The 16526-nt window shown below is 44.1% G+C and carries 10 protein-coding genes and 1 tRNA gene; 4 read left to right on the forward strand and 7 right to left on the reverse strand.

Features of this window, described 5'->3' with window-relative positions; genetic code table 11:
• Positions 1-290 precede the first annotated feature (290 nt).
• Together TOL_RS10800 and TOL_RS10820 are read left to right on the forward strand one after the other, a co-directional pair.
• A complete protein-coding gene (locus tag TOL_RS10800) occupies positions 291-1346 on the forward strand; it encodes a LysM peptidoglycan-binding domain-containing protein (RefSeq protein ID WP_015487362.1) in 1056 nt (351 codons plus the stop codon).
• A gap of 1244 nt (positions 1347-2590) precedes the next feature.
• Positions 2591-2989, forward strand: coding sequence for a hypothetical protein (locus tag TOL_RS10820; RefSeq protein WP_015487365.1), 399 nt, complete (start codon positions 2591-2593; stop codon positions 2987-2989).
• 244 nt (positions 2990-3233) lie between these two features.
• Here TOL_RS10820 and TOL_RS10825 read toward each other — a convergent pair whose 3' ends face one another.
• The 4 genes from TOL_RS10825 to nadN all read right to left on the reverse strand — a co-directional run bounded on the left by TOL_RS10825 (position 3234) and on the right by nadN (position 10396).
• Entirely contained in the window at positions 3234-6329 is a 3096-nt protein-coding gene (locus tag TOL_RS10825; protein WP_144055364.1) for a beta-propeller fold lactonase family protein, read from the reverse strand.
• 159 nt (positions 6330-6488) lie between these two features.
• Positions 6489-7079 carry a response regulator transcription factor gene (locus TOL_RS10830; protein ID WP_015487368.1) on the reverse strand — a complete coding sequence of 197 codons (591 nt, stop codon included), beginning with the start codon at positions 7077-7079 and terminating at the stop codon, positions 6489-6491.
• Positions 7076-8263 (reverse strand): sensor histidine kinase, encoded by a 1188-nt coding sequence (locus TOL_RS10835; RefSeq protein ID WP_015487369.1) that lies wholly within the window; start codon positions 8261-8263, stop codon positions 7076-7078. The genes TOL_RS10830 and TOL_RS10835 overlap by 4 nt, the downstream gene beginning before the upstream one ends.
• 156 nt (positions 8264-8419) lie before the next feature.
• On the reverse strand, positions 8420-10396 hold the full coding sequence (nadN, locus tag TOL_RS10840) for an NAD nucleotidase (protein WP_015487370.1): 1977 nt from the start codon (positions 10394-10396) through the stop codon (positions 8420-8422).
• Between the two features lie 242 nt (positions 10397-10638).
• Between nadN and TOL_RS10845 the strand changes: the two genes are divergently transcribed.
• The gene (locus tag TOL_RS10845) at positions 10639-11205 is read left to right on the forward strand and encodes a hypothetical protein (protein ID WP_015487372.1); all 567 of its coding nucleotides are present in this window, start codon (positions 10639-10641) and stop codon (positions 11203-11205) included.
• 54 nt (positions 11206-11259) lie between these two features.
• Here TOL_RS10845 and TOL_RS10850 read toward each other — a convergent pair.
• From TOL_RS10850 to TOL_RS10860, 3 genes are all read right to left on the reverse strand, one after another.
• Positions 11260-11336: transfer RNA gene (locus TOL_RS10850), tRNA-Val, on the reverse strand.
• Between the two features lie 81 nt (positions 11337-11417).
• Positions 11418-12467, reverse strand: coding sequence for an AraC family transcriptional regulator (locus TOL_RS10855; RefSeq protein WP_015487373.1), 1050 nt, complete (start codon positions 12465-12467; stop codon positions 11418-11420).
• Positions 12468-12482: 15 nt separating this feature from the next.
• Positions 12483-13337 carry a GGDEF domain-containing protein gene (locus TOL_RS10860; RefSeq protein ID WP_158505917.1) on the reverse strand — a complete coding sequence of 285 codons (855 nt, stop codon included), beginning with the start codon at positions 13335-13337 and terminating at the stop codon, positions 12483-12485.
• A gap of 411 nt (positions 13338-13748) precedes the next feature.
• Here TOL_RS10860 and TOL_RS10865 point away from each other — a divergent pair, with 411 nt between their 5' ends.
• The gene (locus tag TOL_RS10865; RefSeq protein ID WP_015487375.1) at positions 13749-16481 is read left to right on the forward strand and encodes a TonB-dependent receptor; all 2733 of its coding nucleotides are present in this window, start codon (positions 13749-13751) and stop codon (positions 16479-16481) included.
• Positions 16482-16526: the final 45 nt, after the last annotated feature.

Raw genomic sequence — 16526 nt, forward strand, 5'->3', positions numbered from 1 at the left:
CCAAACGGAAGATTACTCGGAATCGTCTTATTCGATCTGTTGCTAGCTCTAGTGCCATTGAAACGGGTTATATACGGATATTATCGAGAAACGCCTGAAAGACGGTGTTCGTAAGTTTCCTAACCTGACATTGGCTAGCTAAGTCGCTGTATGTGTAAATTGCTTCAAGCAATTCGGTCTCGGCAGCATCAATGTCTTCAGATTTGGTAATACCCACATCCCTTCGGATTGACCCTCGCAGTCTGGGCCTATACCATTCTCGCCACTTAGAGCTTATTCAAGGATTGAAAATGACTGTACTTATCCCTTTGCTGGATCGAGATATACAGCTACATCAAGTACAAGCAGGCGAAACGCTATCAAAAATCATCGTTCGTTATCACGGAAATCTGCAGGCAGACGTTTTGCAAAGCCTTATCTCTGAAACGATGGCTGCTAACCCCCAAATTAAGAATCCTGATCTTATTTACTCAGGCCAATTGTTACAGATTCCTATCCCTGCCAGCTACGTCTCGACGGAAGTTTGGAACTACAAGCCGCCGATACTGAAAGATCTGCAACCAGACTACCTTGGCCCGGTTTGCAGAGACTGGAATAAAGCAACTCCGCAAGAGCGTTCTATGATGCCAAGCTTGATTGACGTATCACTGGCAACTGCTTCAGCAATGGCTGGCGGAGCCGACGCTTTGCTGAATAGCAATAAATCACTAATCAGTAAAATCGCTGTTAGTTATGAGCAATACAAACAAGGTGCTATCAGCAAAAATCAGTACGACTATATTCGTAAGCAGTCGATCGACAAGCTCAGTGAAAATATGAAGAGCACAACGCGTCTGTTTACCGGCGATAAATCGGTGAAGGAAGTTTTGCGTATTTCCCGTACCAAAGGCACGGTTCCAACCGCCAATATCAAATATGCTGCTAGTAAAATTGGTGATTATGGAAAAGCCGCGGCAAAAGGCGGATTGGTGCTGAGCGCTATAAGCTTAGCGGATAGCTGCAAAACAATCGCGACGACAAATAGCATCAAAGATAGAAGTATTGTTCTAGTTGAAGGCCTTAGCAGCACCATTAGTGGAATTGCGGCAGGAACCGCTGTCTCTCTTATACTCGCACTAACACCCGTAGGCTGGGTAGCAGCAATCGCTATAGGAATAGCCATTGCTTTAGGAGCTTACGCAACAGGAAAAATCGCTGGCTCCGTATATCAGTATATGGGAGAGGGAAATATTGCTGATACTACCGGTATAACTAATGTTTGCCGAAACATATTTGAACATGCTTCGAAAACCGGCATAGACACTAATAAGTTACTAATATCAAACAATCTTAGTTCGGTACTTTAGAATGGATACTATACTCTTCAATATCATGATGACCCTGATGTTTATACTTTTATTTTCAGGCATAGCCACTTGGGGAGGCGTTTTTCTTCTGTGCAATAGCTTTTCAAAAAAATATGACTCAACACTGCTAAGAAGCCCATACTTTACTCCGGAAGAGCAAGTAAACTACAAGGAATTCCCATTAAACTTGCACAAAACAGTAATATATATGAGTTACTTTTCTTACTCATTTATGTCAAAAAAACGATTCAAGAACAAACCCGCACCTAAAATCGATGCGCTTACAAAAATTTCGTCATACTCTATAATTACTCTAGCACTTATTACAGTCTTCGGATTTCTGATATTTCTTTCCGTTGCAATCTACCTATACCTTAAGATTCCGGTTTAGGATTAACACCAATGGATAAAATTGTTTTCGATCTAACAATTGTTTTAATGTTCGTATTATTACTAGCAGGCATATTCGCCTGGACTGGGACGGTACTAATATCAAAATATCTAAGCAAAAAATATGACCCCGTACTGTTTAAAAAACCTTACTTCACCGAAGATGAACAGTTAAATTATCGTGAATTCCCGCTCGCCCTACACAAAACGATAATCTATCTTTCATATTTTACTTATCCATTTTTAGCAAAGAAACGATTCAAGAACGTTCCGGCACCGAAACTAGAAATAATACCAAAAATTTCCGCCTACATAATCATGACTGTTGGCATAGCAACTATTCCCTTAACAATCCTGTTATTAATCATGGTTGCGTACGTATATAGTCGATTGTAAAAACTGGAGGAAATAAGATGACAATATCAAACGATCCTCTAATTATTTTTTAATATGGATGAAATTATTTTTGATCTAATGATGATATTAATGTTCATACTGTTCTTTTCAGGAATATTTATCTGGGCAGGAATAGCATCATTGGCCGGGCATTTCGGTAGAAAATATGATCATATATTATTAAAAAGTCCGAATTTTACGCCTGAAGAAAAAGTAAACTATCTAGAGTTTCCGCTACATCTTCATAAAACGATTATTTACATGACGAATTTCACCTACCCTAGCATTGCAAAACGACGATTTAAAGATATTCCCGCCCCAAAGATAGAATTACTGGCTAAAAATTATATCCCATATAATTATGACAGTCGCACTAGTATCAATATCCTTATTGATACTATTTTTAATAATCTCCATATACCTATACAACCAAATATAAAACCAAGGAAGAAAAGATCATGATCACATCGAAAATAACAAGCTTCTCTTTTGGCGAAATTGAAAAAAAGATAAATAAAGAACTCGTTAAAGTTGAATTTAATGAAAAGGACGTCAAAGGTAAATTTTCGTTAGTATTTTACGAATATAGCTACGACGGATATAACAACCCTTCAGTCACCATTAGAGCTAGAGCAAATCAAGGAAGCGACAGAGCTTATTTTGCTGATATAACGGTCGAAGTACTACAGAAAACAATTGAAGCTATTGTCGAAGAGCGTTGCGGGAAAGGAAGCTACGTAACGAAGATAAGCAATGTGAGCTATGAAAACTCAATTTTAAACGATCGACCGAACTATTTGCAATTTATGGCTGTGATTGCAGCCAAACAAGATCCAAGTACAAAATTGAGTTGGTAGCTCGTGATCGTGCTTCCAACGTCAAACGTAGAGATGACTGAAATAGACGAAATCAAAGGTTGCAGGAATATCAGTGTTTTGAGTACATGTGACATAACCAAATTCTCTAAACCTAAGAGGCTGTCTCGCATAAGATACGCTCTTACAATAAACACGCCATTAACGTAATTATTGCGTTGCCCATAAACCCAAAAGCCCCTGCGAATTGCTTCTGCAGGGGCTTTTTATTATTGCGGTTTATTTTTTATCCAATTAACCATTTCCAAAAGTTTTTCCACCAGCTATTGGTTACTGGGTAGCTGTCGGCGTTGGCGGGGTCGGTGTTGGCGGCGAGTTCGATGGCGTCGAAGTAGCCGTCTAGATCGCGGTCGAGTGCTACGCGTAGGCCGTCACCCGGTGGTACGCAGGTGAAGGTTACTTGTGGTGCTAGGGCAAGTAATGCACTGCGGCTGTAGCTGTTAAGGTCGCTGGCGATGTATTGGCTGCTAGCAGGGTCGTATAACAGGCCAAGGTCATCTGCGCGGGCGACTAGGTCACATTCTTTGCGCGGTTCAGTAACAGCCGCGCGTTCTTCCATCATAAATAAACGGTCGAGTTCGCTGCCGCTGGTGTTGGCGCTTAGGGTAATTTGTTGGCCCATAATGGGTGCCATATTGTTAGGGAATACCATCACAAAATCTTCGACCGATCTGAGTTCTTCACGCCCTACCGGCTCGCCGGTTTCTGGGTTGGTTTCGCTAAAGTAATCGCTGTTGGTAATCGCGAGGTAGGCGTATTTTAAGAAGCCTTCTTGGTTATAGGCGGCTAAATCCGATGGCCAGGTGCCGGGTTCCACGTAAGGTTGAAATCCACCCGGATTCACTAGGTTTAACGTGATTGGGCCGTAATCAATAAAGGCGCCGTTTTGTAAGAAGGTGGCCACTTCGCCGACGGAGCCGTCTTTGGTGTAACCAAATCCACGGATTTGATCGCCGGTTTCTTTTGGGTCGGTAAATGGAAAGAAGAAGTGTGGCATGTCGTAGGTTTTGCCTTCCCATTCCATTTTTACGCTGGTGTCGTGCAGGGTAAACATGCCAACGCGTTGATACACGTTGCGTAGGTGTGGAACCTTGAGCATTTCAGGTTCAAATACGAAGGCATAACGGCCGTCAGAACCGAAAAATCCGGGATGCTCTACGCCATATTCTTCGTTACCTTTTAGGTCGGTAATATGGCAGCCGCTGCAGTTGCGGGTAATGTCGGTTAGGCGGTCGCCGTCTGGGCCGCCAAAGAATATTTCTTTACCTTTGGCTTGGCGCTCGGTTAATGAGTTGTCTAAATGACGATGCGGGTTGGGCGCTAATGTATTTTGCAAAGCAAAGTCGGTAAATACGCCGATTTCTTCGTCGGTTAGTTTGGCGTCGCGACCAAGCAGGCCGGGAAATGCAACGTTAAATCCGGCAAACGCTACACGCTCGTCGAACATGCCATCGTTAGGCTGTTTACCGGCATACCAAGCTTCGCCACCCGTGCGATCTCCACGCCAATGCATTGGGCCGTGGTTGTCCATGCCTGCCATGGTTTGGGTCAGCATTGGGCCTTTGAGAGAGTTAAAATGGAACGACTCTTCTTTGGCACAAGGCAATAAATTAAATGGAATAATGGCGCAGGTTTCAATCGCATTAACGGTTGAGTTGGTGGGCAATAAAATGGCGATGCCAGTACGGGATAACCAGCTTCCCGGCACATCACGAGTCACCGCCGTTGGGTCGCCAAGATCCCAGGCAATATGGTCGATATCACCGTCTACGTGGCAACCGGCACAGGCCGAATCGCCATGGCTACTGGTATTAAAGGCGTCGTATAAAAACGCACGACCTTGAGCAATATTTTCGGGTTCTGGCGAATGCATGGCGATGGTTTGTACTTCACTATTATTATTAAGGTCAATCACGGCGATGCCATTATTAAATTGTGTGCGCACGTATAATTTATTACGTGCTTCGTCCAGTACTACGCCAGATGGGCCGCCATTGGCTAATTGAATTTGGCTAGATTCTGCTGGAATAAAGCTATCGGTTTCTAATGCATTGGTGTCGAAAACACCTATTTTTGCCGAGCCTAATGCCGCCACATACAAGCGCTCGCCATCGCTACTGATTGCCATTTGGCGCGGTAATGCCAAGCTTTTACGTGCTTCCGAATTGCCGGTTGGTGCGCAGCAATGACTATAGTCAATATGTTTATTTAAATGACGCGGTGTCGCTGCGCCGTCGTCAATAACGGTAATTCGGCTACGGACAAAATCGCCTCGGTTGGTTGTGTTGTATTCGGGATCAAGCCCCGGCCCTTCAAAGCGTTTATGGTTATTGGCTTCGGTATTGGCGACATACAGTTTGCCGCTGATCGGGTTAACCACCATGTTAAATAAGGTCGTTCCCACACCCGATACCGGTGCGCCATCGCCATTGACGGCAACGGGGGTTGATGGTGTTGCGTCGATGGTAAAGACGTCGTAATCGGGTAGATTAAAATTAATTTGTTCGCTTACGTCGCGACCGACGGAGTCGATCCATTTGCCGTCGATCAATTTAATGATTTTACTTTTATGCGGCTGGGCATCACCGTGGATATTTTCTTCGGGGTAGTCGTCGGTGGCACCTTCGTGGATGGTGGTGGTCTGGTTACCGGAATTAAATGTCGCAACGTACACTTTGCTACCGTCTGGCGTAGTGGCTAATGCACGAGGTGTGTCAGCAAAAAAGGTTAAAATTTCCAGTGGCGATGTTTGGGTGCCATTACCCGGATTATTGCTATCAAATACCCAGACGTCAGCACGCCCAACAGAAGGGGTAAAGGTTTGTGGGTCAATCGGGCTATTTTGGCCGCGATGCGCGGTGGTAATAAAGGCGCGATCACGATTTGGGCCGGCAAAAACAATATCTCGTGGTTCATCGCCCACCAGCAAAGTTCGCTCTACTCGCTGGGCATCAGGATCGACAACGCTGATGCTGTCGGATAGAAAGTTAACCACCCATAAATCACCATCGGGGGCTTGGGCAATAGCGACTGGGCGCATCCCCACGGCAACCGAGCCGCTCGGTGTTAAACCGCTGGTTGTAATGTCATAAATTTCGACGCGGTCATCGGGAGTATTGAGCACGTATAGGTGTTGACCATTCGCGCTCATGGTCATTGGCCTAACAGGCACGGTTTCGAATAAGGTGTAGTTGGCTTTGCTACTAAAGGAATTGGGTACGCCGTCTGGCAAGTTGTAATCGGCGTGTACGGTTAGAGCACTCATGCTTAGTGCGGCACTTGCCATAAATGGCATCAGCCGACGCATTATTTTTATTGTCATGGCATCCTCTCGGGTCAGTCGCTGACGATTGCATTATTCAATCCTGATTAAGTAGGAGTCTCTGCTCCACCTATCATCAAGCCTGATTTAAATGCAGATCCAATAGTGACAATTGTCACTACTTAGTCGAGAGAAATTAAAAAGGTAGTGTTCGTCTAGTCAAAAAAGGCCACGTTCTTTGAGTTTGACGACGGCCTCTGCCCGATTGCGCACGCCTAACTTTTCAAACAAATTAGAGGCATAGTTGCGCACCGTGCCTGGGCTTAAATGATGCACTGCGGCTATTTCTTTATTGGTTTTCCCTTGCACTAACGAGCGTGCAATCAGGTCTTCCCGAGCGGTCATTTTACTAATATTTTTGGGGGTATTAGCGGGAAAAAGATGCCCACCGGCCGCCACTTTTAATATGCTGGCTAGCAGTTGCTCTAGGCCTATATTCTTTTTCAATAAGCCCTTGGCTCCCAATTCTTCTGCTTGCTGACATAGGTATTCGTCATCAAATGTAGTTAAAAATATTACCGGTGCTGTATAAGATTTGTTGATTTTCTTGAGTACGTCTATACCGTTCATTTCTGGCATATGAATGTCAAGTAAGATGACGTCGGGTAACGGATGTTCGGACAAATATTCAATGCAGGCTTCACCACTGCTGAGCATAGCAAGCACGTCGATATCACCAGACACTTCTAATAATTTAGCGATGCCTAGCAAGACAATAGTTTGATCATCAACTAACAATACCTTTGTCATATCAATACCTCCCTTGGAAGATTTAGCGATACTTTGAATCCCCCGCGCTCTGATCTTCCGGCACTCGCATGACCTCCAATATTACGCATTCGACCAACGATGCCATTCAAACCGTTGCCTGCCGTAACACTGGATTCAGCAGTGCCATTATCACGAATGGTTACTTTTAGCTGGTCGTCATCATAAAAAATATTTACCCAAGCGCTACTGGCACGACTATGTTTTAAGATATTGGTAATCCCCTCTTGAATACAACATAGTAAATTATCAGCAACGACATCATCTCGAATACGAATATTAGGATCGCATTCAAGATGAATCGCTAACCCAGGAACTTTATCAATAACATTACGCAGCTGGTCATAAAAATGTTCGTTAGTTTGTTTGCGCAACTCGCCGACCACTTCGCCTAAGGTACTAAATAAGCGCTGACAGGATTCTTGGGCTTGTTCTAAAGCGAGTTTTTCTTCGTCGCCTTTGGCGGGGTATTTATGCTCCAATATCTGTAAGTTAATATTCATTGCTGCCAATTCATGACCCATTTTATCGTGTAAATCTTGACGAATTTTTCGTCTTTCTTCACTACGACTAGATTCTTCAAGCCGCGCTTGGGCGATGGTTAACTTAGCAGTACTGATTTTCAACTTATTGGTTTCCAGTAATTCGCGTAAAACACCAAGACCTAAACCCCATAGAACGAGTTCTTGAATCGCGATGGAAAGGGTAATATAAAAACCCACTTCGCCACCATACAACCAACCGTAGAGTACTGCGGGAGTCAGCAACACCAATACACTAAGAGGAGCTGAAAATCGTATGGTGTGGATAGAATGAATAACGATCATCAAAGATAAAAGAAATAGATCGAGAACATCCGGCCGCCACAGTACTTGAATAATACACACACAAGAATACGCGCCAGTTAGGGTAATCCAAGAAATAGCATTGCGATTATTAATAAGCCACTTCATATTCTGCCTCAACATGGTACGCAGTTGAGCGAAGGTATTGACTATAAAAAAAACGCCATTTAACACGCCTAGCGCGAGCATAACGATGTAAGCGATGCTCCCCGCTTCAGCGCCATTAAGCCAAATTCGACTAAAAGCCGTCAGCCAAGCCGTAAGACCTAATGTACTAAGAAGTGCGACGCGCGTTGGTAAACTGAATTTCTCTATAAACATACCCGATGTCCCTATTGTTATTGTTGTTGGATATCGAAGTTAGTGGGATACCTTAGCATCCGAGATATGTATTTTTCTAGTACGGCCTTATTGAAATCTAAAAGAAGAGCAAAAAAAAACGGGAGCCGAAGCTCCCGTCCTATTTTCAGCAAAAGGCTATTTCATTTCACAACCCGCGCCTGTTGTGTGATTGCAGCCGCTAGTATCAATGAATAACTGAGTTGAATATTCACTGACTGGTAGCTTGCCAACCTCTTGGGTAGCTTCTGTGAGGTCTTCTACGTAGTCGATGAAACCTTGGGCGTATTCTGTGAAGGTATCTTCAAATTCACCGGCATCATACGGTTCTTGAAAGGTATCGTAGCCGTCTTGACCGGAGGCAATAAAGTTATTGGTCACTACGCGATATGTTGCAGCGGTATCAAGCGCCACCCAATCTCCATCGACCTGTGGATTTACTTCAATGTTACTAATACGGCTGCCTTTGCTTTGCGAGGCATCAACGTTGTAACGTAATCCAGAAGCATATGGATATGAACCGTTAGAACCGCCGTTATCTAAGAAATTCGCCAGTGCGTCTTCTAATACGTTGATGATCTGTTGGCCTGTCATATCTAAAATCACTAAAGTGTTAGAGAAAGGCAGTAAGGTAAATGCATCTGCAATAGTGACGTCTCCAGCCGCTAAGTCCACACGTACACCACCACCATTTTGTATGGCGATGTCGGCAGTTGGCGATACTTTTAAGAAAGCTTTAGCCACAACGTTAGAAATATCAGAACCACGCTCATAAGTGGCAGAAGAATCACAAAGCGACGAACGTGAATCACCCGGCACACGAGACAAACAAAGATCGGTGGCATTTGTTCCAATCACTGTTTGCTTCAGTACGTCGACGTCTTGATCAAATACCGCCAGTAATGCCGCAGTGGTGGCATCTTCTTGGGCGATAACAATTTCGTCTTCGGCGGTCAATTTGGCCGCCACACGAGTGACATCATTACCCTTCAATGAAAGCGTTGAGCCATCACTATCTTTGTATTTAAACGTGTTGCTAATGGGTAGATACGGATGACCGCTACATGCGGTTACTTTACCGTTGGCATCGAAGCTAACATCGAGCTTGCCCAGCATGTGCGCATATTCCCATGCTTGTACGACACAAACAGTGCTACCAGTACTATCAGCCACGACTGCTGGATAATCGGCGACTGGATTGAATCCTAAATCACTGAATGTGCTATCGCCCAATAAAGTATGCGAGTCGCCGCCGACGATAACGTCAACACCGTTTAACGCTGCTGCCAGTACAAGATCGCTGGTGTATTGGTAATGAGTCATTAATACAATTTTATTCACACCTAGAGCTGTTAATTCGTCGATATACTTTTGTGCAGTTGTGGTTTCATCAAGGAACTGAGTATCGGCATCTGGGCTTGAAGAATTTTTGGTTTTACCAGCAATATCGATACCTATGATGCCTATTTGTTGGCCATCACGCTCAACGATAGTGTAAGGCTGAAGGTAGCCTTCTTTAACGGCTGAAGTTGCGCCCGGCACAACGTTTGCTGCTAGAGCCGGCGTTTCACACGCCGTTGAATTTAGCGAATTTAGGAAATTAGCAAGACCGCTGTCGCCATCATCAAATTCATGATTTCCTAGTGCAAATGCATCGAAACATACTTGATTCATCATTTCGGCATCGGCGCGACCTTTGAATAATGAATAGTACAAGGTGCCGGTAACGGCATCTCCCGAATGCAGTTTTAGTACGTTATTAGACTGGGCACCAAGTGTATCGAATAAACTAACCAGTAAAGGAAAACCGCCGTAGGTTACTGAAACACTCGTTATAGCTGAATCGTCGCTAAGCTTGGTAGATAACCCCAGTGACGATACATCATAACCGAAGGTTTCAGCAGCGATATGCGAGTGGTGATCATTCATATGAAGAATGGTCAAATCCAATGCCTTGCCTTCCGTTGCTACTGGCGCTTGCTGGCCCATTTCACCTTGTGGCCCCTGCAGACCTTGCTCGCCTTGTAATCCTTGTGGACCACGCGAGCCATCACCGCCACATGCAATAAGACCCGTGCTTAATGCCGCCAACATACACAGCTTAAAACTTTGCATACATAACCCTTTCACAACTAGTTTAATAAAATTTATTAAAGGGTATTTGGAGTTCTTTACGCTGAGGTTAAAGAAAAGGGTCATAGATATGACAAACGTCTTCGCGAGGTACAAAGTTAGTTTTAAGATTTAGTCCGCATTGGTCAATTAATGGCCACCCTTCTCATAGTTGACGCTAAACCTTCTTTCTTTTGACACATATATCAGTAGAATCAAACACTTAATTGACAGCGGAGCTTCCTGTGGCAAGCTTACATGAAAGAAAATTAGCCATTGTTGCTGATCTTCATTGGTCATTGGAAGAAATGCGAGCAAAAGAAGCGGGGAAGCAATTCTTACTCAACGTTGCTCAATTCCTGCCTGTTTATAGCCCTGCCCTACGTCAAATTTATAGCGACTACACAACGTATTTTACTAAAACGAGTGTGGTGATATTGCCCGATCCTGTCGATTTCACCTGCACTTACTCGCATATTCCTGAAGAGTCGATAAAGAGTACCGGTTTATTGCTTTATCCAAGTGCGAATGGATTGGCGGTGAATATGCGTTTACGCAATAACAAGACAATTAGCATGCCACTACAGAAAGCATTTGGCCTAATTCAACAACAATTAAAAGGGCCATTTTTACCGATTATTAAACGTGGTGATTTACGCGACTTTAAAGAGTTAACGCCGTGCTTGCATTTAAATGCGCTGGTTCCTAATAAGGCCGGATCCCTTTCGCGCTTTTCACAACGCGATATCGCTAAGGCACTCGCTGAACGCTCTAACGAATTACAGTTAGCTGCTCATCTACTTGGGGCTTAAGTAACGACCATAAAAAAACCCGCAGCAGTTACCTGATGCGGGTTTTTAGTATCTTGGTAGGACTACCCAGATTCGAACTGGGGACCTCTACCATGTCAAGGTAGCGCTCTAACCAACTGAGCTATAGTCCTGAAGAGGCGCGTATATTAGCTATGCTCGGTTTCTAGTGCAAGTCCTTTTTCGCCCCCAAGATTGGTAAAAGCTGATAAGAATCAGAGAGCTAAAGAGTGAAGCTGGAATTGTTGACGACTGGCACTTGGCGTTAAGCCGCTCCAGCGTTTAAAGGCTCGGCGAAAATTGGTAAGGTCATTGAAGAGCAGCTGTTGGGCCACTTGCTCGTTGTTCATGCCTTTAACATGCAACAGATACAAGCACACGTGCAATCGGGCTTGGTCTTGTATTTGTTGAAAGCTGGTTCGATGCTTCTTCAACTTACGTTTTAACGTAGCAGAGCTCATATCGAAGGCCAAAGCCACATCCGGCAGGGTCACGGGCTGCTGAATGTGCTTCACGAGCCAATCATAAACGGATTCACAAAAACCACTAAGACTCTCAGGTACTGGATCTGACTGGGTAGCTTCGTGCCATGATGCACGAAAAGCGGTAACCGAACCTTTAGGCCATGCTTGCTCTAGCCAGCGTTTTTCAATGACCATAACATCCACGCCTAAGCCGAACATAAGCTTTTCGCCTAGATGCACCTGATACTGCTCTATACCTTTTGTGGGGGCTTGGTAGCTAAAACCATAACGCCAAGGTAAAGACGTTTGTGACTGCCAACGCGATAAAGATGTTAGAGCCATCATCGAGGTTTCAACCATAAAGGGTCGCGATGAGGCTAAATCACAGCAGGTATCTAGCCACTGTATATAGCAGTAATGTTCATCTTCAAACACTCGCGGTACAAGCAGTGGACTTAATGTATGCCGAAAATGTACTAGGGCTTGTAGGCCGCGCTTCAAATCTGGGGCATTACTCAATAACTGACTACCAAGACCATAGTGGCCGGGCCAAAGGTTGTCGCCCCACCGAAAGCTTAGATCGCCCTCGGGTGCTAGCTTCTGACTATTACTAATGAGCTGTTGAAACTGTAAGGCCGACATATGTCGTTTGCCTTCAATGATGTCTTCATAAAATAGACCTGTGCCTTTTAATACTTTGTGTGAACTAGCATCTCGGACCAACAATAAATCCAGCAATAAAGCCGGTTGATGGTGTGCCGGTAGGTATCTCTGATCACACTCGTACCAGTTGGGTTTCATAACATTGGCTTCTTATTAGGCTGCGAGATAACAGCAGTGCTGTTCACGAGCTGAATTTAAAGCCTGATTAGCATTGGCTAAAATATCACTCGTTGTTTGGTCTTTGTTCGTACAGACGACACCGGCACAAATACTCTGAGGGCAGCTATCACCATCCTTCGTTTTAAACGAAAAATGTTGAATTGCTAGGCGTAGCTCTTCCGCTATCTGTAACGAACGCTCTGGGGATGTATCCATCATAACCACCGAAAAACGATCGCCAGCATAACGGCAAATAACATCTTGACGACGTAAATTAAGTAACAGAATTTCCGCGATTTCGTGTAACAAGCGGTCTGATTCTCGATGGCCATACTGGCGAGAAAATAACGAAAACTGTTCTATCTCAAGCATAATTAAAGACATTTCTGCATCAGGATATTCTGAACGTAGCCGCTGGATATGTTCTTTTAAATAATCAACTCGTCCTAGCTGAGTCAGGGTATCGACGTAACGGTGTTCTCGAAATAAATTCTCACGTTTTTGTAGCTGCTGGTTAACAGCAAGCTGTTCGTCATGCCAATGAAATAACCCATAGGTTAATAACCCGATTCCAAATGGCATAGCAGCTGACTCTAGCCAATGATCCCACCACTGCTCTGCCGGTATGCGAATAAATTCGTCAATATTGTCTTGCCACATAGCAATGAACATAAAACCCAAACCGAGCGTCAATAGGTTGGTAACTCGACCCGCTGGGCGACTACCTAGAATAAGTATCATCCATATAGCAATAGCAATAGAACTTCCACCTTCTCCCAGCACATCCAGCCAGTCAATTTCGCCCCAAGCTTTACTATCACCCACCCAAATACACGCAATTAAAGACATAAAAGCGATACCATAGATGAGGATTAATTTATTTCTGTGAGGTCGTAATTTAGACAGCATGATGTCGGCCTTATATTAAATTAAGGCTGTATTATCAGCATAAAGTGACAGTTTAATGACAAAAGTTAATAAAGCCTGATTCTTACCAACGGGTCAAATCAGCTCAAGTAAAAAGTACGTTTCACCTGAAAAATAAGCATTTGATCAGCACAACACTGAAGAATGGATACCCTTTTCGAAAAATATGGAGTGCGCTAAGTTCGCGCTGAATAATTAACAGGTTAAAGAAGATCATTTTATGTCGTTTTTCCTGTATTAAGGCGGCTTTTATCCTCCTTAAAAAACGACTGTAACAAAACAGCAATACGATATTTCTACTGTCTCGTCAGTTTTACTCATCGGAGCAGTATTATGAATTCACGTTTAGCCCCTCTAAGCGCTGCAATCGCTTTAACATCCACATTGCTTGCTAGCCATAGCTTTGCTGATAGCAGTATTGAAGGTCGAATTACTGACGAACAAAGCCGCAATAGCTACACCGAAGCGGTCGTCCGTATCGAAGAACTTAATCGAGAAGTGTTGTCAGGCACAGCCGGACGCTTCCGTTTACCTCAGTTAAAATCTGGAGAATATACCCTCACGGTTAAAGTTGGTGGCCAAGAAGTTGAGCGTCGCACAATAACGATTAAAGATGATGAAACCAAAGTCATCGATATTGTACTCAATCAATCTGAGCAACCTATCGAAGAATTGCTTGTAATCGGCCAAGCCGCACAGATGCAACGTGCTCTTGATCGCCAGCGGTATGCCGATAACACCATTAGCGTAATCAATGCCGATGCTATCGGCCAATTACCGGATGCGAATGCCGCAGAGGCTCTGCAGCGTGTACCGGGGTTATCGATAGAGCGCGACCAAGGTGAAGGCCGTTTTGTCCGTATTCGTGGTATCAGTGCCAATTTAAACAGTGTGAGTGTTAACGGTACGCAAATTCCTGCACCGGAAGCCGGCAGTCGAGCCGTAGCACTGGACGTTATTCCTTCCAACCTACTTAGTTCACTGGTAGTAACTAAAACACTAACTCCGGATATGGACGCCAATGCGATTGGCGGTGCGGTTGAGATAAATAGCATTTCGGCACTGGATCGCGAAGGCAAATTCTATTCTGCCAATGTTCAGATGAGCTACGACCAACAGACAAAACAGAGCAATCCGGCTTACGGTTTATCTGGCGGAGACACCTTCATATTTGGTGATAATCGTCGTTTAGGTGTAGCGGCAGCCGTCAGCTTTGATGATCGTAAATTCGGCTCAGACAACGTTGAAACTGGCGGTGCTTGGGATTTCGAAAATGGTGCGAAGCTTGAAGAAGTGGAAATGCGTGAATACAGTATAGAGCGTCAACGCCTAGGTGCTGCACTTAATTTCGATTATGAGCACGATTTAAATAACACCTACTTTTTACATAATTTATACAGCACATTTAGTGATAACGAACAAAGACAAGCTGCGAGTATAGAATTCTCAGACCCTATCGCTGCTGGCGAAATGGCCGATGCAGAAGTTGTACGCGAGCTTAAAGATCGTAAAGAAACACAAGAAATTATGTCGTCAACATTTGGCGCTACTCACTATATCGACGCTTGGACGGTTGAATACAAACTGGCTTACAGCAAAGCTTCGGAAGATGAACCCGATACGATTGCAGGTGCTGCCTTTGAAGGACTCGATGATTTTAACGATTTAACTTTTAGTAACACTCGCCATCCTAAAATCTATGTCCCATCGAACCTCTATGACGCTAGTCAATATGAATTGACCGAGATCGAACGCACTAAAAGTTATACCGAAGATAAGCAAACCATGGCGCAATTAGATATCACTAAAGATTTTAATCTTAGTGATACAGCTGCGTTCGTTAAATTCGGTATAAAAACCAAAATACGAGAAAAAAGCCAAGACTCAGATACTTGGGTATATAAAGATTTATCCGAAGATAGCAGCCTATCAATGAGCGACTTCGCCAGTGGCGAGCCTGATTACAGTTTAGGTCGCTTTGGCCCCGGTGTATCGAAAGACAAAGTACGCGCGTATATGAACACTTTGGATCGCGACAGTGCTTTTGATGAAGAGGATTCGACACTAGAAGACTATGCCGTAGATGAAGACATCAATGCTGGGTATATCATGGGTCGCCTTGATGCTAATCGCTTGCGCCTCGTAGCTGGTGTACGTTACGAACAAACCAAACTGAGCTCGAAAGGTAACGCTCTCAATAGCGCAGACGAACTCATTACTGTTCAACGAAACAATGAATACAGCCATATTCTTCCGTCTGCGCAATTACGCTATCAACTGGGGGACAGCACCCTAGCTCGTGCAGCATGGACCAATGCGGTTGTGCGTCCAACGTTTGAGGAAATTCGTCCAAACTTCACTGACGATGGCACAGAAGCAGAATTCGGTAACCCAGACTTAAAAGCTCTGGAAGCTCAGAATTTCGATTTAGGTATTGAGCACTACATGGATAGTAGCAGCCTTTCAGCCTACCTATTTTATAAAGAAATTGATAATTTCATTTATCAAACGGATGTGGCGGGGTCTCCTGCTTACTCGGCCTACGATGAAGTGATTACCTTTCGAAATGGTGATAAAGCTAACTTGATCGGTATCGAACTTGCTGCATCCCATAAGTTTGAAAGCCTACCCGCTCCATTCAATGGATTACTGATTGCCGCCAACGCTGCAGTAAGCGAATCTGATGCTGAAATATCCTCTTATGTCGATGGCGATATTGTAAAACGTGATATTCAGCTGCCCAATCAATCAGACGTCACTGGTAACTTTATTCTCGGCTACGAAAACGAAAAGCTAAGTATGCGAATAGCCGCAAACTATAAATCGGAATATTTATTAGAGGTTGGAAATATATCGAACAAAACGGCTGACATTTATCAAAGCAGCCAAACTCAGATCGATTTCAATGCGACCTATGAACTACTGAATAATCTAAAAGTTAACTTCGAAGTAGCCAATATCACCGACGAACCCTATTACGCTTACGTCAATAAAGAGCAGTACAACGCTCAGTATGAAGACTATGACCCTACCTACCGACTAGGATTTACATACAGCAGCTTTTAATGGCTCGAATATCGGGCATCTAATGCCCGACTAAATTGCTCCTAA

The sequence above is a fragment of the Thalassolituus oleivorans MIL-1 genome (genome assembly GCF_000355675.1).
Taxonomy (GTDB): Bacteria; Pseudomonadota; Gammaproteobacteria; order Pseudomonadales; family Oceanobacteraceae; genus Thalassolituus; species Thalassolituus oleivorans.